The organism is Bosea sp. 685 (assembly GCF_031884435.1).
Lineage (GTDB): Bacteria > Pseudomonadota > Alphaproteobacteria > Rhizobiales > Beijerinckiaceae > Allobosea.
In genome coordinates, this window is record NZ_CP134779.1 from 2,771,591 (window position 1) to 2,794,375 (window position 22,785).

A 22,785-nucleotide genomic window follows, 5' to 3' on the forward strand; every position below is an offset into this window, starting at 1 on the left:
CCGGATCATGGATCGCCTTGGGCTGTGAGGTTTCGGCGCTGGTTGAGCGGCGGCACACACTGCTGGATCAGATCTTGAGCCCATCTTGGGCAATTGCCGCCGAAGGGGCTGCTCAGGCCTTCGGCCTGCGCCGATAGGCGAAGTAGCGTCCGAGCGGTACGCCCTCGGGCAAAGGCGTCGCCAGCAGCGCCTCGTCGATCAACTCCGACCCGCTGATAATGAGCGCGTCGTCCGCAGCGAGGGCCGCGACATGCCCCGGCAGCCAGGCCAATGCGACGGCGTCGCGCTCGGGCACACCGGTCGTGGCGTCGACATGAAGTAGAACCGAGCGGCGACCATGGGCAGCGGCGAAGGCCGGCAGCGTCTGCGCCATGTCGCCCAGCACCAGCGCCTCGGGCGGCGGCAGCGAACGCGGATTGGCCCTGGCCTCACGATCGAAGGCGTAGATCACGCGCTCCGGCAGGATCTCGCGCAAATGGTCGTAAGTCCGGCCATTGCCGAGGCCGAGCTCAAGCACGAGCCCAGCCCGACCCGTGATGGCGGCAGCAGCCCAGTCCAGAATCCGGCGCTGGGCCTCGAGACGGCGGATGAAACTGTCGAGGCGGCTCATGACGTTCTTGATCGGTGGCAAGACGAAAGAAGTCAATCATCTGATGCCCGCACCTGATGCCTGCGCTCCCAGCCACGTGCTTGCTAAAGCAACAGTCCAATGCCCTAATCCGCGATATAGCGGACGCGATTGCGCCGTTTTCCATCGGAAATGGCCGAAAAGAGCCTGATTTCACAATTCACGGGAGGTCTCTCATCATGTTCATCTCACGCCGAATCCTGCTGCTGCTCACTGCGGCCGGGCTCGCAACGACAGCAACAGTTCCAACCGTCGCGCAAACCTGGCCAACGAAATCGATTACCTTCATCGTGCCTTTCCCCGCCGGTGGCGGCACGGATACCTTCGCTCGGCCGATCGCGGTGCAGCTGGAGCAGCAGCTTGGCCAACGCATCATCATCGACAACCGCGGCGGTGCAGGCGGCACGGTCGGCGCCTCGGCCGCCTCGAAAGCCGCGCCCGACGGCTACACCTTCTTCGTCGGCGCCGCCCATCACGCCATCGCGCCCGCGCTCTATCCGAAGCTCGACTATAACATCGAGAAGGATTTCATCCCCGTCGGCGTGATCGCGCAGCCACCGCAGGTCATCGTCGTCAACCCCAAGAAGGTCGAGGCCAAGACGCTTGCCGAGCTGATCGCCTTCGCCAAGGCCAACCCCGACAAGCTGAACTATGCGTCCGCCGGCAACGGCACAACGCATCACCTCGCCGGCGAGCTCTTCAAGCTGCTGGCGAAGGCGCCGCTCACCCATGTGCCCTATCGCGGCGCCGGCCCCGCCATGCAGGACCTCGTCGCCGGCCAGGTCGATGTCATGTTCGACGGGCTGGGCTCCTCCGCGGCACAGATTTCAGGCGGCACGCTGCGTGCGCTGGCAGTTGCTGCTCCGACCCGCTCCGAGGTGATAGCCACCGTGCCGACAGCCAAGGAGGCCGGGCTCGACGGCTATGACGTCGCGACCTGGTACGCGATCTGGGCAACCAAAGGTACGCCGCCGGACATCGTCGCGCGCATGCGCAGCGAAGTCGCCAAGGCGTTGAAAGCCCAGCTGATCGTCGATGTCTGGCAGAAGAACGGCTCGCCTATCCCGGACATCGCAGGCGACGAATTCGGCAAATTCGTGACGGCGGAGGTCGCGCGCTGGGGTGCCGTCGTGAAGGACGCCAACGTCAAGCTCGACTGACGGCATTCTCCGGATAGACTGGGTAGGGCGGCGCACCGCCCTACTCGGCTCCATCGGCATCATGAGGGTCAGAAGAACGGTGCCTGCTATATTTGGCAAGCGTCATATCCGATGGCCGGAATTTTGTACGGTGAGTCCATCATAATGCAGGAAACTGCAATTTTCCGTCATAGCTGCACCCGATCAGCGTCTTACCCGGAAAAGCCGAATTTGTTGCGATCTGCAGGGCTGACCGGTTCTTGAAGCCAAATCCCGTTTCCTTATCCACCCTGGTCGATTCATCCACGAGGCGCTCGCCCATGAATTGCCCGGAACCCTCAAGGATATTGGTGACGCCCTGCGCCACCCCGAGTGCGGTCGGGTTCTGCAGATCCAGGACCGCAAACATCGCAGAGCCGGTGAAGGCCACGGTGCTGGTGGTGTAGCCAAAGACGCCAAGCGGTTTGGGAAGGCGGTATGATGAGAACATCAGGCTCTGGGTCGGAAGCTTCACCCAGCCACGCGTCTTGGCGCTACCCGGACTGCCGCTATCGCTGATCGATACCGCAAAGCCTAAATAATGACCTCCATCGATCTTGCAGGCCAGGACATCGGCCAGATCGATCCTAGCCAGATCGAATGGTGCGGGTCGGGCCGCATCTGCAGAGGAGCATGACAACAGTGCCGCCAGCGCAAATTTATAGATGACCTGCATCATTCTCTCCGTCATGCAGCTTTGGGCACATTTCCATTTTGAGGCTATTTTTCCAACAGCCCAGCATTGATGAAGCCCTATGTGTAGAGGCTCGTAGTCATAATCGAGCGGAATCGCAATAAAGCGCGGTTTTCGGCGCAGATTAGACGAGATAGAAGCATCCCGACGTCGCGCTTCAGGAGATCGTCAAGATCGACCTGACGCTATTCATGGCTGGCTTAGGAATCTGACCTTCGAAGACGATGCCGAGCTGGCTTCAACAACGGCGAACAACGCCATGCCCTGACGCAGGCGATCCACACCTTCCATCAAGGACGCATCATCGACCGCAGCCATCGTCGATCACGGTGCGGGCAATCGTCATTGAGAAACCGGCGCGGGCCAGCGCCGCGATCTCCTTCTGCCGCTCGAAAGGCCGGTCGGGGCGTCGCCAGGGGCCGATCCGCTTGCGTTTCGCGGCGATGCGCGCCGCGGCCAATTCGTCCTCCGGCTCGGCCGCGCTGGCCTCGGTCGCGAGGTCGCGCGTCACGCCCTTGGCCGCGAGCTTTGCCGCCACGGCCCGCGTGGACTGGCCGCGCCGGCGCAAGCTCGCCGCGCGCGCCTCGGCAAAACGACGGTCATCGACCAGCCCCGAGGCGACGCAGCGCGCCACCACTTCGTCGAGCAAGCTTGAGAACCGGCCGGGTTCGTCGCCATGGTGGCGGCAGCTCAGCACGACCTTGCGCTCCAGCACGCGGCGAAGCTGCGCGGCAGGCGCCGCATAGCGTTCGAGATAGTGCATGGCGGCGCGTTGCAGATAGTCGGGCGTGATGCGACGTGGCGGCTTGCGCACCTGCCGCTTGTCGCGCAGCGCGCCCGAAGCGTCACCCGCCACTAATCCGCCCCCGGCTTGGAGCGGCCGGCCTTGATCGAGGCGCGCTTGTCCTTGGAGACCAGCCGCTTCTCCTTCGAGGCCTTGGTCGGCTTTGTCGGCCGGCGCGTCTGCGGGCGGACCGCTGCCTCCCGGATCAGTTCGAGCAGGCGTTCCCGCGCCTCCTCGCGGTTGCGTTTCTGGCTGCGCTGTGCCTGCGCCACGATGACGATGACGCCATCCTGCGTCAGCCGGCTGCCGGCGAGCTTCATCAGGCGCACCGCGACGTCGTTGGGCAGCGAGGGCGAGCGCCGGATGTCGAATTTGAGCTGGACCGCACTCGACACCTTGTTGACATGCTGGCCGCCTGGGCCAGAGGCGCGCACGAAGCTTTCTTCGAGCTCGCTCTCGTCGATCGCGATGGACGGGGTGACTTGAATCATGGGACGAGGCTATCTCACTTCACGGAGATTTGCAGCGTTGAAGCCTTCTCGCGACATCGCCCGCCTGATCGAGATCATGGCGGCGCTCCGCACGCCGGGCACAGGCTGCCCCTGGGATCTGGAGCAGGACTTCGCCTCGATCGCGCCCTATACGGTCGAGGAGGCCTATGAGGTTGCCGATGCGATCACGCGCGGCGACAGGCTCGATCTCAAGGACGAGCTCGGCGATCTGTTGCTGCAGGTGGTCTACCACGCGCAGATGGCGGAGGAGGAAGGCGCTTTCGCTTTTCCCGACGTGGTCGAGGCCGTTACCACCAAGATGATCCGCCGCCACCCGCATGTCTTCGGCGCTGCGCGCGATCTGTCTCCCGCCGAGGTCAAGGCGCTCTGGCACAGCATCAAGGCGCAGGAGAAGGCCGAGAAGGCAGCAGTGCGGCAAGCGGCCGGCCTGCCCGAGCAGGTCGAGGACAAGGGCGTGCTGGCGGGTGTCACCCAAGGCCTGCCCGCCCTCAGCCGCGCCTGGAAACTCCAGGCCAAAGCCTCGACCGTCGGCTTCGACTGGAACGACGCCAGGCTCGTGCTCGACAAGGTCCGGGAAGAGACCGCCGAGATCGAGGAGGCGCTCGCACTGGGCGACAAAGCGGCGATCCGCGAGGAAATCGGCGATCTGCTCTTCGTCGTCGCCAATCTCGCCCGCCATGTCGATGCCGACCCGGAAGGCTGCCTCCACGCCGCCAACGCCAAGTTCGAGCGCCGCTTCAAGGGCATCGAGGCCGCGCTGGAGGCGGAGGGGCGCCACGCAAAGGACGCCACGCTCGAAGAGCTGGAAGCGCTCTGGCAACAGGTCAAGCGCGGGGAGAAGGCATCGCCGCCCGGCACAGGCTGAGGCGCGAGGCCGGTCTCGGCCACTCTCTATGTCAGGTGCAGGCCGCTATGTCAGATGCAGGCCGCCATCGACATCCAGAATCACTCCGGTGACGAAGGTGTTTCCCATCAGGAAGAGCACCGCATCAGCGACCTCATCCGGCTGGCCGGGGCGGGCGAGCGGAGCCTTGCCATATGAACTTTCAAACAGGTCTGCCGGTTTGTTGTCCCACCAGCCCGTATCGATCACGCCTGGCGATACCGCATTGATGCGGATTGGCGCCAACTCCCGTGCCAGAGTCACGACCATGCGCTCGAGCGCGCCGTTGACGGCTGCGAGCCCTGAGGTTCCGGGATTTGCCAGCCGCGATGAAGCCGCCGTGATGAAGACCATGGAGCCAGCGGGTTGAAGCGTCGGAAGCGCCGCCTGGGCTGCGTTCCATTGCGCCCAGAACTTGGCTTCGAAACCGGCGCGCAGCCCGTCGCCGTCGAGTTCGCGAAACGCCCCGGCCCCGCGACCGCCGGAAGCCGCCAAAATCAGATGGTTGAAAGGCCCAAGTCTCTGGAAGAACCCCGCCAGAGCAGTACGATCCCGGGCGTCAACGATTTCGCCACGCGCTGACGGTCCGATCGCGGAGACTGCAGCCTCCAACTTGGTCTTTTCACGTCCAATGATGACCACGCGCGCGCCTTGCGAGGCCGCCAGCCGCGCGACGGCCAGGCCAATCCCGGACGAGCCACCGATCACGACAACTGTTTCACCCACGCCAATCATGCGATGTGCTCCTCGACCGAGATCACATTACCTGCCGCGCTGGAGGCCTAGCTTTGCCGCTCCGCCTCCGGGAACCGCACGCCAAAGGCTCCTTCGCGCTCGGGCGGCAGCCGCACGACGAGGCTCAGCGCCCCGTCCTCGGCATCCGCCCGCTCCAAGATTTCACCATTGGCGTGCAGCCAGGCAAGCGATTTACCGTCGCCGGGCGCCAGCACCAGCCGGTAAACCGGCCGGCTCCTGGCAATGCGTGCCTCTATCGCGTCCGTCAGCCGGGCGATGCCGTCGCCGGTCAAGGCCGAGACCAGCACCGGCCGCGAGGCTTCGGACTTCAGTGCGACGAGGCTAAGCTGGCGCTCGCGTTCCGAGCCATCGAGCAGGTCCGACTTGTTCCAGACCTCGATCACGCGCTGGCCATCATCGGGATCGATGCCGAGATCGCGCAGGATGCCCTGCACGTCGGCGGCCTGGGCCTGCGTGTCCTCATGGGCCACGTCGCGGACATGCAGCAGCACATCGGCCTCGATCGCATCTTCCAGCGTCGCGCGGAACGCCGCGACGAGCTGCGTCGGCAGGTCCGAGATGAAGCCGACCGTGTCCGAAAGCATGATCCGCGCGCCATGCGGCAGCTTGATCGCGCGTGCGGTCGGGTCGAGCGTGGCAAACAGCATGTCCTGCGCCAGCACCTCGGCCGAGGTCAGCCGATTGAACAGCGTCGATTTTCCGGCATTGGTATAACCAACCAGCGCAACCACGGGATAAGGCACGCGTTTACGGCTTGCGCGATGGAGCGAGCGGGTCCGCTTCACGCTCTCGAGATCGCGCTCGATCTTGGTCATGCGCTCCTGGATGATGCGCCGGTCCGCCTCGATCTGCGTCTCGCCGGGGCCACCGAGGAAGCCGAAGCCGCCGCGCTGGCGCTCAAGATGGGTCCAGGACCGCACCAGCCGGCTCTTCTGGTAGTTGAGATGCGCAAGCTCTACCTGCAGCGCGCCTTCGCGTGTGCGCGCCCGTCGACCGAAGATCTCGAGGATCAGGCCGGTGCGGTCGATCACCTTGCAGCCGAACGCCTTCTCAAGATTGCGCTGCTGCACCGGCGACAGCGCGCAATCCATCACGACGAGGCCGATCTCCTCGATCTTGATGCGCTCAGTCAGCTCCTCGACCTTGCCCTTGCCGAGATAGGTGGCAGGACGAAACGCCGTGAGCATAACCTGGATCGGCTCGATGACGGTCAAATCGATGGCGGCGGCAAGGCCGACGGCCTCGTCGAGCCGTGCCGCGAAGGAGCGCTGATTCGTGTCAGCGCTGCCCGCACCGCCGCGGCGCTGCGAATACGGGCCCACGACATAGGCGCGCGTATTGGCGGCAATGTCGCGTTCGATCTCGTCGAGCGGCTTGACGGTCTTCTCGGTCTCGTCTGCCCCGCCGCGACCGGCCATGAGCCTCAGGCCTTGTCCACTTCCTCGGGCTCGAACAGCTGCACGGGGTGGCCCGGCATGATCGTCGAGATCGCATGCTTGTAGACGAGCTGCGAATGCCCGTCGCGCCGCAGCAGCACGCAGAAATTGTCGAACCAGGTGACCACGCCCTGCAGCTTCACGCCATTGACGAGGAAGATCGTCAGAGGAATCTTCTGCTTGCGAACGTGATTGAGGAAAGTGTCCTGAAGGTTTTGTGCCCGCTCTGCGGCCATGGGTAGCCCCTATTGTTGGGATCGCTCATCGGGTTGCACCCGCGATCCATTTCGTTTCGTTCGCGATCGCGCGCTGAGCGCGCCGCTTCGAAACACCGATCCTGCATTAGATCGTCGTGTTCTATGACAAAGCAAGGGTGATGCCGCATCCTATTTGCGCATGACGCCTGCGTATCGTGCAGACGGACATGCAATCAGCGCTTAGCCGCCGCTCAACCGACTCCGAGCGACTTCAGCTTGCGATGCAAGGCCGAGCGCTCCATCCCGATGAACTCGGCGGTTCGCGAGATATTGCCGGAAAAGCGGGCGATCTGGGCGATCAGATATTCGCGCTCGAAGATCTCGCGCGCATCGCGCAGAGGCAGGCTCATCAGCCGTTCGCCGCCCGAGCCGGAGGGCGTCGTCGGCACCATGGCACCGACTTCGGCCGGCAGCATCTCGACCGTGACATCCGCCGTGGGATCGCCCTTGGTCAGGATCATCAATCGTTCGACATTGTTGCGCAGTTCCCGGACGTTACCCGGCCATTCATGCGACTGCAGCACCGCCATCGCGTCCGAGCCGATGCGCCGCTTCGGCAGGCCGGTCGCGACCGAGATCTGGTCCATGAAGAACTCGATCAGCTCCGGCACGTCCTCGCGCCGCTCCGACAGCGCCGGCACCTTGACCGGCACGACGCTGAGGCGGTGATAGAGATCCTCGCGGAACTGCCCCTCGCTGATCAGTTGCGCCAGATCGCGGCTGGTCGACGAAATGATCCGGACATCGACATGCACGCGCGTTGCGCCGCCGACACGCTGGAAATTCTGGTCGACCAGCACGCGCAGGATGCGGTTTTGCGTCTCGCGCGGCATATCGCCGATCTCGTCGATATAGAGCGAGCCGCCATGCGCTTCCTCGAGTGCGCCGACGCGGCGCGTCCGCCCCTCGCCGCCCTCGACGCCGAACAGCTCCTCTTCCATCGTGTCGGGCGTGATCGTCGCCGCATTGATGACGATGAAGGGCGCCGAAGATCGGCTCGACGCTTCGTGCAGCGTGCGCGCCGTCAATTCCTTGCCGCAGCCCGGCTCGCCGCTGATCAGCACGCGGGCATTGGTGGGTGCGACGCGTTCGATCGTCTGGCGCAATTGATTGACCACGGTCGAGCGGCCGACGATCCGGCTCGCCTGCACCGAGCCCTTCTTCAGCTCGCGGACCTCGCGCCTGAGCCGCGAAGCCTCCAGCGCCCGCTCGGCCACCAGCACGAGACGGTCCGCCTTGAACGGCTTCTCGATGAAGTCATAGGCGCCGCTCTTGATCGCCGAGACCGCCGTCTCGATGTTGCCGTGACCCGAGATCATCACCACCGCGAGATCGGGATGGCTCTCCTTGATCAGCTCGAGCACCTGCAGGCCGTCGAGCCGGCTGCCCTGCAGCCAGATGTCGAGGAAGACGAGATTAGGCCTGCGCGCCGCGATCGCCGCGAGCGCCTCGTCGGCGGAGCCTGCCTTGCGCGTGCGATAGCCTTCATCCTCCAGCAGGCCGGCCACCAGCTCGCGAATATCGACTTCGTCATCAACGACCAGAATATCGGCACTCATACGGCAATTCCATTTCGCTTGTCTCGGGCGTCGGGCGCGCTCATGTCGCGGCCATTCGCAGTCTCGTTGTCCGGATCCTCAGCGGGACCGGTTTCGGGGAACCAGAGCCGGACCCGCGCCCCGCGCTGACCTTCCGTGGCGTCGGGTCGGTCGAGAAGCTCGATCCCGCCGCCATGGTCCTCCAGAATCTTGCCGACGATCGCCAGTCCCAGACCGGTGCCGCCCTCGCGCGTCGTCATATAGGGCTCCAGCAGCTTCTGGCGCTGGTCGGCGGGCAGGCCCTTGCCGTTGTCGATCACGTCGATGACGATCCGGCCATCCTCATAGCGCGCGAACGCGACCTCGATCTGGCCGGGCCCACGCGTCTCCATCGGCACGGCCTCGATCGCCTCCGTCGCGTTCTTGATCACATTGGTCAGTGCCTGCGAGATCAAGCGGCGGTCGAACTGGGCCAACACCGGCGTCGCCGGCAAGTTTTCCGAGATCGTCAGCTCGGGGTTGCCGACCCGCATCAGGAAGACGATCTGGCGCACCGTCTCGACGATGTCGTCGCGAGACAGCGACGGCTTGGGCATGCGGGCGAAAGAGGAGAATTCATCGACCATCCGCCGGATATCCTCGACCTGGCGGACAATGGTGGCGGTGCACTGGTCGAAGATCTCCTTGTCCTCGACGATGACGCGGCCGAACTTGCGACGGATGCGCTCGGCCGAGAGCTGGATCGGCGTCAGCGGGTTCTTGATCTCATGGGCGATACGGCGCGCGACATCGGCCCAGGCGGCCGTGCGCTGCGCCGAGACCAGATCGGTGATGTCGTCGAGCGTTACCACGAGCCCGGCACCCGCCCCCTCGCCTTCTCGGACCGCACGAACATTGACCATGCGGTCGCGCCCGGCCCGCGTGATCGCGACCTGGCCGGCGCTCTGCCGCTGGCGCCCATGCAGCGCATCGCCGACGAAGGCTGCGATCTCGGGAGCGACCTGTGCGATCGGTTCGCCGAAGACCCGTCCACCAGTGCCGAGCAGCCCCTCGGCGGAGCGGTTGATGATGGTGATATGGCCGTCGCCATCGAGACCGACGACGCCCGAGGAGACGCCCGACAGAACCGTTTCGGTGAAGCGTCGTCGTCGGTCGATCACCTCGCTTGCGGTCACCAAGCCATCGCGTTGCCGGCGCAACTCCGCCGTCATCTTGTTGAAGGTCTCGCCGAGATGGGCAAGATCCCCCTCCGATCGTCGGATCGGCACCTGGACATAGAAATTGCCGCTGGAGACCTGGTCGGTTGCATGAATCATCCGCCGGATCGGCGCGACCAGGCCGTTGGCGAAGCTGAGACCGAGCCAGATCGCCGAGAGCAGCAGGATGACCGCGATCAGCCCGTACATCGAAGCGAAGGCGATCTGCACGCCCTTTCGCCGGGCGTCGATGGCGAGATATTCGACGGCCGCCCCGCGCGCGACAGCGGGGAACTCGACCGCGAGTGGATCGACCTCGCGGGCGATATAGAGAAAGCCGTTGTCATAGGCCGGCAGTTTGACGAGCGCGCCGAAGATCCGGCTGGTCTCGGGCACGACGCAGATCGGCTCTGGGGCCGATTGTGCATCGTCGAACGCGGCCTGGTCCGGCTTGGGCGCATCGCGCAGAATATCGATATTCGCCCGCACCAGCACCTTGTCGGGCGGGCTCATGATCGCCGCCACCGGCACTCCGAGAGCTGTCGCGCGGGCTGTCAGGAAGTTCTCGAACCATTTGCGGTCGACATCGAAGGCAGGTTTCGCGCGCGCCAGGTCGTCGGCGAAGATCCGGATCTCGCGCCCGAGCGACTTGCACTGTCCCGCGGCATAGGCGTCGGCGACCTCGACGGATTTGAAGATCGCGTCGCGCATCCGGTCGGAGAACCAGGGCTCCAGCCCACGCTCGATGGTCACGGTCGCGATCACCGCGACCAGAATCGCAGGCAATGTCGCGATGATGCTGAAAAGACCGACGATTCTGACATGAAGGCCGGCCGCAGCGGCGCCGGCTCGCCGCGCCCGGATCAGCACCGCCGTCTCGAAAGCGACGATGACCAGCAGCAGCAGGATCAGCAGGGCGTTGAGGATGAAGACGCCGACGACCACCTCATGGACCGGGGCGATCGGCGTGACGCCTGACAGCACCAGGAAGGTGACCAGCGCCGAGACGAGCGCGAAAACGACGACGACCGCGCCGAGCCAGCCCGACACGCGGCGTGGCGGGTCCTCCCCACGCGGCATGATTCTGACATCGCTGATCGAGGCTGACACGGTTCTTCGACAACTCCGGTGCAGCAAGCGCGGACGGACATCCAAGCTTGCGGGCGGCATAGATGCGCCGCCGCAACGGTGTTGTCAAAATGCGACATATGAAAGGCGGCACGGCCGCCCTTGCAGAAGCCTCAGAGCCGGATGATTTCAGTCGGGATCACCAAGTGATCCCGACTGAAATCTGAATCCGTCTCTCGTCAAAGAGTTAGAGCAGGATCGATTGCGAAAAACCGGTTCCCAATTTTTCGCATCCTGCTCTAGCGCGGCGAGCGCACGACCTGCATGTCCAGTTCGCGGATCTTCTTGCGCAGCGTGTTGCGATTCAGGCCGAGCAATTCGGCGGCACGGATCTGATTGCCCCGTGTCGCGGCCAAGGCTGCAGCAATCAAAGGCGGCTCGACCTCGCGCAGAATACGGTGATACAGGCCCGGCGGCGGGATATTATCGCCGAAACCGCCGAAATACTGGTTGAGATGGCGCTCGACCGAACCCGACAGCGTCTCGGCCCGCTCGGGCGCTGTTCCGCCCGAGAAACTCGTCGTCGGCGAAGCCGGTTGGAGCTCCGCATCGACGATCGGCGCCGTGATCGTCTCCTGCGGATAGAGCGCGGCGAGCCTGCGGACGAGATTCTCGAGCTCGCGGACGTTGCCGGGCCAGCGATAGCGCCGCATCACGTCCATCGCTTCCGAATCGATCTGCTTATGCGGCAGCCCCTCCTTCTCGACCAGCGAGAAGAAATGGCGCGCCAGATCCGGAATGTCCTCGACGCGCTCGCGCAAGGGCGGCAGGCGGATCGGCACCACGTTGAGCCGGAAGAACAGATCCTCGCGGAACAGCCCCTGCGCGATCGAGATGCGCAAATCCTTGTTGGTCGCGGCCACGATGCGGACATTGGTCTTGATCGGCGTCCGGCCGCCGACGGTGGTGTATTCGCCCTGCTGCAGCACGCGCAGGAGGCGCGTCTGGGCCTCCATCGGCATGTCACCGATCTCGTCGAGGAAGAGCGTTCCGCCCTCGGCCTGCTCAAAGCGGCCCGACGAGCGCGTCAGCGCGCCGGTGAAGGCACCCTTCTCATGGCCGAACAGCTCGGATTCGATCAGGTCCTTCGGGATCGCGGCCATGTTGATCGCCACGAATGGACCGTTCTTGCGCTTGCCGTAATCGTGCAGAGCCCGCGCGACCAGCTCCTTGCCGGTGCCGGACTCGCCGTTGATCATCACGGTGAGATCGATCGGCATCAGCCGGGCAAGCGCGCGGTAGACATCCTGCATCGCCGGCGAGCGGCCGATCAGGGGAATATCGTCAGGCTCGGCCGCATTGGCCCTGCCACCATCGCCGCGTGGCCGCGACAGGGCGCGCCCGACGATGGCGACGAGCTCCTTCAGGTCGAAGGGCTTGGGCAGATACTCATAGGCGCCGCGCTCGGAGGCCTTGATCGCCGTCATGAAGGTATTCTGCGCGCTCATCACGATGATCGGCAGCTCGGGGCGCACCCGCTTGATGCGCGGCAGCAGGTCGAAGGCGTTGCCGTCGGGCATCACCACATCGGTGATGATGAGGTCGCCGAGGCCCTGCGCGGCCCAGGTCCAGAGCGTCGCCGCCTGGCCGGTTGTCCGCACCTCATATCCGGCCCGGGCAAGGGCTTGATTGAGGACGGTGCGGATCGCGGCGTCGTCGTCCGCGACGAGAATGTTACCGGTCGGCATTCACTGTGGTCCTGTAGGCCTTAAACTGTCTGCCGCGCCCGGGGCTGGTGCAGAGGCAGCAGAATTCGAAACGTCGTACGGCGAGGAACGGATTCGCATTCGACGATTCCGCCATGATCGCCGATCACCTTGGCAACGAGTGCAAGTCCAAGGCCACTGCCTTGCGCCTTGGTGGTGACGAAGGGATCGAACAGATGCGGCAGCAGGTCCGAGGGCACGCCCGGCCCGTTGTCGCGGATGCCGATCTCGAGCGGCAGGGCGATCCGGCCCGGCGAGCCGGCGAGCTGCATGCGGATGCCCGGCCGGTAAGCGGTCGTCAGTGTGATCTCGCCATCGATCGATTGCATTCCAATGGCTTCGGCCGCGTTCTTCATCAAGTTCAGCAAGACCTGAACGAGCTGGTCGCGATTGCCGGCCACCGGCGGCAACGACGGATCGTAGACCTCGTTGAAGCGGATGTGGCGCGCAAAGCCCGATTGCGCCAGTCGTTTCACATGGTCGAGCACGTCATGCACATTGACGGCGTCGCGCTCGCTCGGACGCTCGTCGCCGAAGAGCTCGACCCGCTCGACGAGCTTCACGATCCGGTCGGTCTCGTCGCAGATCAACTGTGTCAACATGCGCTCGCTGTCGGGCACCGAGGCCTCGAGCAGCTGCGCTGCGCCGCGAATGCCCGATAGCGGGTTCTTGATCTCATGGGCCAGCATGGCGCCCAGCGCTGTGATCGAACGTGCTGCCCCTCTATGGGTCAGCTGTCTGTCCATTTTTTCAGCAATTGTTCGTTCTTGCAGCATAAGCACGACGGCATCGCTCTGACTGGACAAAGGCGAGGCAAAGACATCGACCACGCGATCGACGCCGAGACGGGGCGAGCCGAGGTCAAGCCGATATTCGCTGACGCTCGCGCCGCGCCGCTGCACCTCCTCCACCAGCGCCAGCACCGGCGAACCGAAAGCGATCAGATCGTCGATGCGCTGCCGCTTCAACACGACGGCGCTGGACTGGAAGAAGTCCTCGGCGGCCGTGTTAGCGTAGAGGATGCCATGACCCTCGCCGATCACGACGACCGGCATGGGCAGCACGTTGAGGGCCTGCATCTCGATCGGATCGAGCAGGAAATCGTCCCTGCCCCGTCCGCCGCCATCGAAAAACGCCATCGCCATACGCAACACCTTTCGGTCAGGCCGCAGCGCGGCTGAGCTCGGGAGAAAACAGTCGCGTCAATGCCCCGAGCACCAGATGCGGATCATCAGAGGTCAGAAGCGCGCGCCGCTGTTCGGGATCGGGCGCGCCGCCGCTCGCCACGGCCTCGTCGGCATAGGCCGCCAGATGCTTGCGGGCATGGCGCACGCCATGGGCGATGCCCAGCAGGCTGAGCAGCCCCTCATAATGGTCGCGCGCGATGGCGAATTTCTGGCCAAGGCCGAGCTGCGGGGACGGCCGCCCGGCAAGCGCAGCGCCAATCTCGCCGACCAGCCATGGTCTGCCGAGCGCGGCGCGGCCGACCATCACGAAATCGGCGCCCGATTGGGCAAGACAGTTGCGCGCATCATCCTCGTCATGGATGTCGCCATTGGCGACGAGCGGAAAATCGCCCTGCTCGCGCACCGCCCGGATCGCGCCCCAATCGGCAACGCCCTTGTAGAATTGCTGCCGGGTCCGGCCATGCACCGTGATCATCGACGCGCCCGACGCGACGGCGCGGCGCGCCAACTCCGGCGCGTTGCGCGAGGCATCATCCCAGCCTAGCCGCATCTTGACGGTGACAGGCACGCTCACGGCCTTCACCGCGGCCTCGACGAGCCCGATCGCATGGTCGAGGTCGCGCATCAGCGCCGAGCCCGCCCAGCCACCCGTGACCTTCTTGGCCGGGCAGCCCATGTTGATATCGACGATCGCCGCGCCATTGGCCTCAGCCAGCCGCGCCGCTTCGCCCAGCCAATGCGGATCGCAGCCGGCGAGCTGGACGACATGGGGCGACACGCCGGCTCCCTCGGCGCGAATGCGCGCCTCCTCGCTACCCCTGACGAACTCGTCGGAGGCGACCATCTCGGAAACGACAAGACCCGCGCCATGGCGCGCCGCGATCCGACGCATCACAATGTCGGTGACGCCCGACATCGGCGCCAGGAAAGCGCGCGACACAGGGGCGACATCCGGCAGGGTCGCTACGTCAGCGCTCGAATTTGAGGCAACTTCCATTATGCATATTTATTGGACATTGCTGCGAGAGCGCAAGAGGTCTCGGAACATATTGCAATGCATCATCGCCGCACCCCTGCCGCATGGGCTTCCCGAGCATCTCGTCTCCGGACTTGGCGATCGCGCGCCGTGCCACTATCACCCAATCCCCTGCTGGACGATTGCCCTGCTGGACCAATGCCCCTGCTGGACCATTGCTCGTGCTCACAGAAACAGAAAGCCGCCGCTCAGCTGTCGCCGCCCTGATCGTCGCCGCAGGGCGCGGGCTGCGCGCAGGCGGAGACCTGCCCAAGCAATATCGCGCCCTCGCGGGCCGGCCAGTTCTTGCGCAGGCCCTGACGCCTTTTTTGGCTGATGCTGCGATCGATCATGTCATGGCCGTCATCGGGCCTGGCGACGATGCACGCTATGCCCACGCCGTCGCCGACCTGCCGGCAGGGAAACTGCTCTCACCGGCGCAAGGCGGCGCAACACGGCAGGATTCCGTGCGCCTGGGCCTGCAAGCGCTTGCCGCCACCGGCTTCGACGGCATCGTGCTGGTCCATGACGCCGCCCGCCCCTTCGTCACCGCCGCGCTCATGCGCCGTGCGGTCGAGGCGCTCCAAAGCGAGATCGCTGCCATCCCCGCTTTGCCGGTGACCGATACGATCAAGCGCCTGGGTAGCGATGGTCGCGTCGCCGAGACACCGCCCCGCGATACGCTTGTCAGCGTGCAGACGCCTCAGGGGTTCCACTTCCAGGCCTTGCTGGCCGCTCACGAAGCCGCTGTCGCCGCCGGCCTGTCTGGCTTCACCGACGATGCGGCTCTGATGGAATGGGCCGGGCATCCTGTGAAAACCTTTCCCGGAGACCCAGCCAACGTGAAGCTCACCCATCCCCAGGACTTTGATCGGGCCCAGGACTTCGATCGCTCCCGGGACTTCGATCGCTCTCAGGACGCGCCTCTTCATGTGCGCGTTGCGACCGGCTATGATGTCCACGCTTTCGGCGATGGCGACCATGTCTGGCTCGGGGGCGTCCGCATCGCTCATGATCGCGGCGTGCTGGCGCATTCCGATGGCGATGTCGCGCTGCATGCCTTGACCGACGCGCTTCTCGGCGCGCTCGCTGAGGGCGATATCGGCACGCATTTCCCGCCCAGCGACCCGCAATGGAAGGGCGCTGCCTCCGCGCAGTTCCTGGCCTTCGCAGCCGGGCGCGTCAGGCAGCGCGGCGGGCGCATTGACTTCCTCGATCTCACCATCGTCTGCGAGGCGCCCAAGGTCGGCCCGCATCGCGAAGCGATCCGCGCCGCAATCGCCGCGGCAGCCGAGATCCGCATCGATCTGGTCGCCATCAAGGCGACCACCTCCGAGCGTATGGGCTTCACGGGGCGCGGCGAAGGCCTGGCCGCCCTGGCGACCGCCACGATCCGCTTGCCGGAACCGGAGTAAAGCCATGTTCGACGCTGAGATCACCAAGCTGGCAACCGAGGTGCTCGACGCCTGTCGCCAGGCTGGGCTCACCGTCGCGACCGTCGAATCCTGCACGGGCGGCCTCATCGCCGGCGCGCTGACCGCGATCCCCGGCTCTTCCGATGTCGTCAATGGCGGGCTGGTGACCTATTCCAACGCGGCCAAGAGCGCGCTCGCCGGCGTGCCGGCCGAATTGATCGAAGCCCATGGCGCGGTCAGCGAGCCGGTGGCGCGCGCCATGGCCGAGGGCGGCTGGATGCGGCTTGCCGCCAACCTCGCCATCGCTGTCACGGGCGTGGCCGGCCCCGGTGGCGGCAGCGCGGAAAAGCCTGTGGGGTTGGTGCATTTCGCTTGTGCCGGAGGCCACGCAACCGTTCATCGCGAACAGCGTTTCGGGCCGCTGTCACGCGACGAGATTCGCCGTCTGACGGTTGTCACCGCGCTCGACATGCTGCGCGAAGCCGCGCGCGACGCGGTCTGACGCGATCTCAGACCTCGGCTGCGGGCAGCGCCGGCTTGCCCCGCCCATAGACGACATCCGCCCGGCGCTCGAAGGCTTCCGCGAATTTGCGGAAGGCCTTGTCGAACATCGCGCCCATCAGCAGGCCGAGCATGCGGCTGGCGAATTCGTAGGAGATGAAGAAGCCGACCTCGCAGCCGCTCTCGCCCGGCTTGAAGGTCCAGCGGTTCTCCAGATAGCGGAACGGCCCGTCGACATATTCGACCAGGATCTTGAGATTGGCCGGGTCGAGCGTCACCCTGCTGGTGAAGGTTTCGCGGATCGCCTTATAGCCGACGCTCATATCGGCGAGCAGAACCTCGCCGCCGCCCTCGCGCGGCGTCCGCTTGCGCACTGTCAGCCCCTCGCAGAGCGGCAGGAACTCCGGATAGTTTTCGACACTGGCGACGAGCGCGAACATTTGCTCGGGCGAGTGCCTCACCCGGCGGGCGCTGTTGAACATCGGCATGATGGTCTGCGCGTCCTCAGCCGAGCTTCGCGGAGCGTGCGGCGCGCAACTTGGCGAAATCCTCGCCGGCATGATGCGAGGAGCGCGTCAGCGGCGTCGAGGACACCATCAGGAAGCCCTTCACATAGGCGATTGCCTCGAACCCCTTGAACTCCTCGGGCGTGACGAAGCGGATCACCGCATGGTGCTTGCGCGACGGTGCGAGGTACTGGCCGATGGTGATGAAATCGACATCGGCCGAGCGCAGATCGTCCATCAATTGGAGGATCTCGTTCCGCTCCTCGCCCAGGCCGACCATGATGCCGGATTTGGTGAAGATCGTCGGGTCGAGCTCCTTGACCCGCTGGAGCAGGCGCAAGGAATGGAAATAGCGCGCGCCGGGTCGCACGGTCAGGTATTTGCCGGGCACCGTCTCGAGATTGTGGTTGAAGACATCGGGCTTGGCCGCGACGACGACCTCCAGCGCGCCGGGCTTGCGCAGGAAGTCCGGCGTCAGGATTTCGATCGTCGTACCCGGGGAAGCCTCGCGGATCGCGCGGATGACGCGGGCGAAATGCTCGGCGCCGCCATCCTTGAGATCGTCGCGGTCGACCGAGGTGATGACGACATGCTCCAGCCCGAGCTTGGCGACGGCCTGCGCCACCTTATGCGGCTCATCCTGGTCGAGCGGCTGCGGCACGCCGGTCTTGACGTTGCAGAAGGCGCAGGCCCGCGTGCAGGTGTCGCCCATGATCATGAAGGTGGCGTGCTTCTTCTCCCAGCACTCGCCGATATTGGGGCAGCCGGCCTCCTCGCAGACCGTGACGAGCTTGTTCTCCTTGACGATCTTCTGGGTCTCGGCCCATTTCGGCGAGCCCGGCGCCTTGACCCTGATCCAGTCCGGCTTGCGCAGGATCGGATTCTCAGGCCGCTTCTGTTTCTCGGGATGGCGCAGCTCCGCGGCCGGTGCCGGGGCTTCCGCCTTCGGATTGCCGATATTGGGTCGCGGATCGCGGTTCAATAGATCGAGAACGAGCGCCATGCTCACAAACTTCCATATATGTGGCAGGCTGAAGCCAATGCTCCCGCCTGCCCTCTAGCTAATCCGCCTTGAGGCGGACGACAACAGGCGCCGATGCCGCGTCAGGCGGTGGGCTTGCGGAAGGCATTCCAGACCACGATGACGATCACCGCGCCCGCGATCGCGGCGACCAGGGTGCGAAAGAAGCCGAAGATCGGGATATCGAGCAATTCCGCCAGCCGGCTGCCCAGGAACGAGCCGGCGACGCCAACCAGCATATTGGTCAGGATGCCATGGTTCGAAGACGTGATGCGCTCGGCGATCCAGCCCGCAAGAAGACCGATGAAGATCGTCGCGAAGAAGCCGTAGCCCGGCTGCGCCGACATGGCGGCATTGATAGAGTCCATCGTCCTTGACCTTTCAGCTCGTTGTGAAACAGGCAGAAACGGAACCATCCTAGAGCATTTTCTTCACGCGAACCGGTTTCCACTTCGCTCGAAAATTCTCTAGGTCATTATTTGCGGTCACGCGATAAAGCGCGCCAGAAGAACCACAAGAATTGCGCCCAATACAGCCATCGCCATCTCGTCGAGAAAACCATGGCCGGTGCGCAGTCGCCAACCGGTCAAGCGCACCAGCCCCTGTCCGACGAGCATACCAAGCACGCCCACGACGGCGTGGCGGACCAGTCCGCCGCCGCCCACGATTAGACTGGCGACGAAACCCGTCACGGTGCCCAACGCGATCGTCGGCGCCAGCACGCGCCAGTCGAGCATCAAGCCGCCGCCAGGCGGCAGAATCTCGACCTTGTCGTCAGGGACGATCCGTTCGGGACCACGGGGTTTGCGGCTACGTGCGGTCATCGCTGCGATAGGCCGTCCCGTGTCGAGCGGATTGCGGAATCGAGCCTGATATCAGGCGATCAGCCGGGCCAGCAGGACCACGACGATCGCGCCGATCGTCGCCGTGATGATCTGCGAGACGAGCGGATTGCCGATGCCGAGATTGATGCCCAGAGCCGAGAGCAGGAAGCTGCCGACAAAGGCGCCGATCAGGCCGGTGATGATGTAGCGGATCAGCCCGCCACCGCCCACGACGATGCTGGCGAGCCAGCCTGCGACAAGACCGATGACGATAGCGACGATGATCGAACGCGTGTCCATGACGAGTTTCCTGCCCCTACCGGTCCGTTATTGGCCGGCATTTCCACAAGATGCGTGAACGCGCAATTCGATCTTCAGTTCGGTCAGGCGTTCAGCACTTTCCCATAAGCGTCGAGCACGCTCTCCTTCATCGTCTCCGAGATCGTCGGATGCGGGAAGATGCTGTGCATCAATTCTTCCTCGGTGGTCTCGAGGTTCATGGCCACGACAAAGCCCTGGATCAGTTCGGTCACTTCAGCGCCGACCATATGCGCGCCGAGGAGCTTGCCGGTCTTGGCGTCGAAGATCGTCTTGACCAGGCCGCTATCCTCGCCCAGCGCCACTGCCTTGCCATTGGCGGCGAAGGGGAATCGTCCGACCTTGAGCTCGTAACCGGCTGCCTTCGCCTTGGCCTCGGTCAGGCCGACGCTGGCGATCTGCGGGTGGCAATAGGTGCAGCCCGGGATCATCAGCTTGTCCATCGCGTGCGGATGCAGCCCCTTGATCGCCTCGACGCAGATCACTGCCTCATGCTCGGCCTTGTGCGCCAGCATCGGCGGCCCCGCGACATCGCCGATCGCATAGACGCCCTTCACATTGGTGCGGCAGAAATCGTCGATGACGATGCAGCCACGATCGGTCTTCACGCCGAGCGTCTCCAGTCCGAGATTCTCGATATTGCCGACGACGCCGACGGCCGAGATCATCCGGTCGGCAGTGATGGTCTGCTTGCCGCCCTTCTCGTCCTCGATATGAGCGGTGACGCTGTCGGCCCCCTTCTCGACCTTGGTGACCTTGGCGCCGGTCAGGATCTTCATGCCCTGCTTCTCGAAGGCTTTGCGCGCGAAGGCGCCGATCTCGGCATCCTCGATCGGCACGACCTGAGACATCACCTCGACGACGGTGACCTCGACGCCCATCGTCCGGTAGAACGAGGCGAATTCGATGCCGATCGCGCCCGAGCCCATCACGAGCAGCGATTTCGGCATTTTCGCCGGCACCATCGACTCGAAATAGGTCCAGATCAGCTTGCCGTCGGGCTCGATGCCAGGCAGCGCCCGCGGCCGCGCACCGGTCGCGACGATGATATGGTCGGCGGTATAGGTGCCCTCGCCCTTGGCCCCCTTGGGCGGCGGCACCTGCGGCTGCATGGCGGGCTTCTTCGTCAGCGCGACCGTGATCGTGCCGGGCTTGGTCAGCTTCGCCTCGCCCCAGATCACATCGACCTTGTTCTTCTTCATCAGGAACTGGACGCCGTTGTTCATGCGCGCAGCGATGCCGCGCGAACGCGCCACCACAGCAGCGAGATCGGCCGTGAAGGTGCCTTCCAGCTTCAGTCCGTAATCCTTGGCGTGCTGGCCGTAATGCAGGATCTCGGCCGAGCGCAGCAGCGCCTTGGTCGGGATGCAGCCCCAGTTCGAGCAAATGCCGGCAAGATGCTCGCGCTCGACGATCGCCGTCTTGAAGCCGAGCTGCGCCGCACGGATGGCGGCGACATAGCCGCCGGGGCCGGAGCCGATGATGATGACGTCATAGTCAGCCATGGTCAGGCTCCCATCAAACCAGCATCGCCATGGGCTTCTCGATATAGCCCTTAAAGGCCTGCATCAGTTCGGCCCCGAGTGCGCCGTCCACCGCGCGGTGGTCGGTCGAGAGCGTCACCGACATCACGGTCGCGACCGCGAGCTGTCCGCCCTTGACGACAGCGCGCTGCTCACCGGCGCCGACCGCCAGGATCGTCGCATGCGGCGGATTGACGATCGCCGCGAAATCCTTGACGCCGAACATGCCGAGATTGCTGACCGCCGTGGTGCCGCCCTGATATTCCTCGGGCTTCAGCTTGCGGTTCTTGGCGCGGGCAGCCAGGTCCTTCATCTCGTTGGAGATCTGGCTTAGCGTCTTGTGGCAGGCATCGCGGATCACCGGCGTGATCAATCCGCCGGGGATCGAGACCGCGACGCCGACATCGGCATGCTTGTGCTTGAGCATGGTGTTCTCGGTCCAGCTCACATTGGCCTCTGGCACCGCGCGCAGCGAAAGCGCCAACGCCTTGATCACGAGGTCGTTGACCGAGAGCTTGTAGGCCGGCTTGCCGTCCTTCTCGGGCGCGGCTGCATTGAGTTCGGCGCGCAGCTTGAGCAACGCGTCGAGTTCGCAATCGATCGTCAGATAGAAATGCGGGATCGTCTGCTTGGATTCGAGCAGGCGGCGCGCGATCGTCTTGCGCATACCGTCATGCGGCACTTCCTCGTAGGAATCCGGCGCGAACAGCTTCTTGACCGCTTCGTCGGACATGCCGGCAGCCAGCGGCGCGGCAGCCGGCTTGGGCGCGGCCGCAGGAGCAGCGGATGGCGTGGCCTTGGCGGCTCCGCCGGCCTTGGCAGCCTCGATGTCCTTCTCGACGATGCGGCCATGCGGACCCGAGCCCTGGATCTTTCCAAGATCGAGGCCCGCTTCCTTCGCCAGACGCTTGGCGAGCGGCGAGGCGAAGGGACGCTCACCGCTGGTCGAGGCTGTCGGAGCAGCGGCGGCCTTGGGAGCCTCGCTCGCCTTGGGCGCCTCGGCGGCGGGCGCGGGAGCAGCTGCCTTGGGCGCAGCCTCGGCCTTGGGAGCCTCAGCCTTGGCCGGAGCGGCCGCCGCCTTCACATCCTCGCCCTCGGCCGCGATGACGCCGATGATCTCGTTGACGGCGACATCGGCCGTGCCGTCCGGCACCAGGATCTTGGCCAGGATGCCTTCATCGACGGCCTCGACCTCCATGGTCGCCTTGTCGGTCTCGATCTCGGCGATGATGTCGCCGGACTTGATCGTGTCGCCTTCCTTCTTCAGCCATTTGGCGAGATTGCCTTTCTCCATGGTCGGAGAGAGCGCGGGCATCAGGATGTTCACGGGCATGGCATCAGCTCACTTTTGATCGCTGAAAAACGCGCATCAGGGCACATGGGCTTGTTAATTCGCGGCACAGGCGCGGCCGCCGGTGGTTGACGGTCCGCAATAGATCAAGACAGCGCCCTCGCTCCGAGACTGGACCGGAAGGAGGAGCATGTAGTCGAGCTGCCCACTCCGATCACAGGAGACGTGCCAGGAAGCCGCCTTTGGTCCAAGCGCCGCCAAGTGTTGACTGGAGTTGACGCAAGACCGACCCCAGACGCGCTGGGCCAGCCGATTGATCGACTGAGCGCGATTCGTGGCTGAAAGCCGCTCGAACTCAGCATGTACGAAGGGCGTCGGCTTCACCGAGGCTCTCATCGGCGCCCCCATAGCCTCCGCTGTCGGCAGCGCGCCCATGCCAAACAGGCACGCGGCCAGCAATGCTCGATTTCCGCTCGGCTCACAGGACG

23 protein-coding genes are annotated in these 22,785 nt (G+C 64.8%); 4 read left to right on the plus strand and 19 right to left on the minus strand.

The window, feature by feature from the left end; translation table 11 throughout:
* Positions 1-112: 112 nt before the first annotated feature.
* Entirely contained in the window at positions 113-610 is a 498-nt protein-coding gene (locus RMR04_RS14520) for a class I SAM-dependent methyltransferase (RefSeq protein ID WP_311915304.1), read from the minus strand.
* Between the two features lie 197 nt (positions 611-807).
* On the opposite strand from RMR04_RS14520, the gene RMR04_RS14525 reads away from it, so the two are divergent.
* Positions 808-1,788 carry a Bug family tripartite tricarboxylate transporter substrate binding protein gene (locus tag RMR04_RS14525; RefSeq protein ID WP_311915306.1) on the plus strand — a complete coding sequence of 327 codons (981 nt, stop codon included), beginning with the start codon at positions 808-810 and terminating at the stop codon, positions 1,786-1,788.
* A gap of 139 nt (positions 1,789-1,927) precedes the next feature.
* On the opposite strand, the gene RMR04_RS14530 is transcribed toward RMR04_RS14525, so the two are convergent.
* From RMR04_RS14530 to arfB, 3 genes are all read right to left on the minus strand, one after another.
* On the minus strand, positions 1,928-2,482 hold the full coding sequence (locus RMR04_RS14530; protein WP_311915307.1) for a hypothetical protein: 555 nt from the start codon (positions 2,480-2,482) through the stop codon (positions 1,928-1,930).
* 319 nt (positions 2,483-2,801) lie between these two features.
* Entirely contained in the window at positions 2,802-3,356 is a 555-nt protein-coding gene (locus RMR04_RS14535; RefSeq protein WP_311915308.1) for a regulatory protein RecX, read from the minus strand.
* Positions 3,356-3,775 (minus strand): alternative ribosome rescue aminoacyl-tRNA hydrolase ArfB, encoded by a 420-nt coding sequence (gene arfB, locus RMR04_RS14540; protein WP_311915309.1) that lies wholly within the window; start codon positions 3,773-3,775, stop codon positions 3,356-3,358. Before arfB ends, RMR04_RS14535 begins: the two co-directional genes overlap by 1 nt.
* Before the next feature lie 37 nt (positions 3,776-3,812).
* On the opposite strand from arfB, the gene mazG reads away from it, so the two are divergent.
* Positions 3,813-4,661: a nucleoside triphosphate pyrophosphohydrolase gene (mazG, locus tag RMR04_RS14545; protein ID WP_311915310.1), complete on the plus strand. Its 849-nt coding sequence runs from the start codon at positions 3,813-3,815 to the stop codon at positions 4,659-4,661.
* 45 nt (positions 4,662-4,706) lie between these two features.
* Here mazG and RMR04_RS14550 read toward each other — a convergent pair whose 3' ends face one another.
* The 8 genes from RMR04_RS14550 to dusB form a co-directional block, all read right to left on the minus strand.
* On the minus strand, positions 4,707-5,414 hold the full coding sequence (locus RMR04_RS14550) for an SDR family oxidoreductase (protein WP_311915311.1): 708 nt from the start codon (positions 5,412-5,414) through the stop codon (positions 4,707-4,709).
* Between the two features lie 47 nt (positions 5,415-5,461).
* On the minus strand, positions 5,462-6,853 hold the full coding sequence (gene hflX / locus RMR04_RS14555) for a GTPase HflX (RefSeq protein WP_311915312.1): 1,392 nt from the start codon (positions 6,851-6,853) through the stop codon (positions 5,462-5,464).
* A 5-nt stretch (positions 6,854-6,858) separates the two neighbouring features.
* Positions 6,859-7,107, minus strand: coding sequence for an RNA chaperone Hfq (hfq, locus tag RMR04_RS14560; RefSeq protein ID WP_069691554.1), 249 nt, complete (start codon positions 7,105-7,107; stop codon positions 6,859-6,861).
* 212 nt (positions 7,108-7,319) lie between these two features.
* Complete coding sequence (locus RMR04_RS14565) at positions 7,320-8,687, minus strand: nitrogen assimilation response regulator NtrX (protein ID WP_310153553.1); 1,368 nt, start codon at positions 8,685-8,687, stop codon at positions 7,320-7,322.
* A complete protein-coding gene (locus tag RMR04_RS14570; RefSeq protein ID WP_311915316.1) occupies positions 8,684-10,942 on the minus strand; it encodes a sensor histidine kinase NtrY-like in 2,259 nt (752 codons plus the stop codon). Before RMR04_RS14570 ends, RMR04_RS14565 begins: the two co-directional genes overlap by 4 nt.
* A gap of 287 nt (positions 10,943-11,229) precedes the next feature.
* Positions 11,230-12,678 carry a nitrogen regulation protein NR(I) gene (ntrC, locus tag RMR04_RS14575; RefSeq protein ID WP_103716763.1) on the minus strand — a complete coding sequence of 483 codons (1,449 nt, stop codon included), beginning with the start codon at positions 12,676-12,678 and terminating at the stop codon, positions 11,230-11,232.
* Positions 12,679-12,698: 20 nt separating this feature from the next.
* Positions 12,699-13,775: a two-component system sensor histidine kinase NtrB gene (locus tag RMR04_RS14580; RefSeq protein ID WP_311915317.1), complete on the minus strand. Its 1,077-nt coding sequence runs from the start codon at positions 13,773-13,775 to the stop codon at positions 12,699-12,701.
* A gap of 82 nt (positions 13,776-13,857) precedes the next feature.
* Positions 13,858-14,799, minus strand: a complete 942-nt coding sequence (gene dusB / locus RMR04_RS14585) for a tRNA dihydrouridine synthase DusB (protein ID WP_311915844.1) — start codon at positions 14,797-14,799, stop codon at positions 13,858-13,860.
* Between the two features lie 281 nt (positions 14,800-15,080).
* Between dusB and RMR04_RS14590 the strand changes: the two genes are divergently transcribed.
* Together RMR04_RS14590 and RMR04_RS14595 are read left to right on the plus strand one after the other, a co-directional pair.
* Positions 15,081-16,313, plus strand: a complete 1,233-nt coding sequence (locus RMR04_RS14590) for a bifunctional 2-C-methyl-D-erythritol 4-phosphate cytidylyltransferase/2-C-methyl-D-erythritol 2,4-cyclodiphosphate synthase (RefSeq protein ID WP_311915318.1) — start codon at positions 15,081-15,083, stop codon at positions 16,311-16,313.
* Between the two features lie 4 nt (positions 16,314-16,317).
* Positions 16,318-16,815 (plus strand): CinA family protein, encoded by a 498-nt coding sequence (locus tag RMR04_RS14595; RefSeq protein ID WP_311915319.1) that lies wholly within the window; start codon positions 16,318-16,320, stop codon positions 16,813-16,815.
* 7 nt (positions 16,816-16,822) lie between these two features.
* On the opposite strand, the gene RMR04_RS14600 is transcribed toward RMR04_RS14595, so the two are convergent.
* From RMR04_RS14600 to RMR04_RS14630, 7 genes are all read right to left on the minus strand, one after another.
* The gene (locus tag RMR04_RS14600; protein ID WP_311915320.1) at positions 16,823-17,302 is read right to left on the minus strand and encodes a type II toxin-antitoxin system RatA family toxin; all 480 of its coding nucleotides are present in this window, start codon (positions 17,300-17,302) and stop codon (positions 16,823-16,825) included.
* A 16-nt stretch (positions 17,303-17,318) separates the two neighbouring features.
* Positions 17,319-18,323, minus strand: coding sequence for a lipoyl synthase (gene lipA, locus RMR04_RS14605; RefSeq protein ID WP_069691547.1), 1,005 nt, complete (start codon positions 18,321-18,323; stop codon positions 17,319-17,321).
* Positions 18,324-18,424: 101 nt separating this feature from the next.
* Entirely contained in the window at positions 18,425-18,709 is a 285-nt protein-coding gene (locus tag RMR04_RS14610) for a GlsB/YeaQ/YmgE family stress response membrane protein (RefSeq protein ID WP_311915321.1), read from the minus strand.
* 117 nt (positions 18,710-18,826) lie between these two features.
* On the minus strand, positions 18,827-19,165 hold the full coding sequence (locus tag RMR04_RS14615; RefSeq protein WP_310153582.1) for a GlsB/YeaQ/YmgE family stress response membrane protein: 339 nt from the start codon (positions 19,163-19,165) through the stop codon (positions 18,827-18,829).
* Between the two features lie 51 nt (positions 19,166-19,216).
* Positions 19,217-19,465, minus strand: a complete 249-nt coding sequence (locus RMR04_RS14620) for a GlsB/YeaQ/YmgE family stress response membrane protein (RefSeq protein WP_069691545.1) — start codon at positions 19,463-19,465, stop codon at positions 19,217-19,219.
* Between the two features lie 83 nt (positions 19,466-19,548).
* Positions 19,549-20,988 (minus strand): dihydrolipoyl dehydrogenase, encoded by a 1,440-nt coding sequence (gene lpdA / locus RMR04_RS14625; protein ID WP_311915322.1) that lies wholly within the window; start codon positions 20,986-20,988, stop codon positions 19,549-19,551.
* A gap of 13 nt (positions 20,989-21,001) precedes the next feature.
* Positions 21,002-22,339, minus strand: coding sequence for a pyruvate dehydrogenase complex dihydrolipoamide acetyltransferase (locus tag RMR04_RS14630; RefSeq protein ID WP_311915323.1), 1,338 nt, complete (start codon positions 22,337-22,339; stop codon positions 21,002-21,004).
* Positions 22,340-22,785 lie beyond the last annotated feature (446 nt).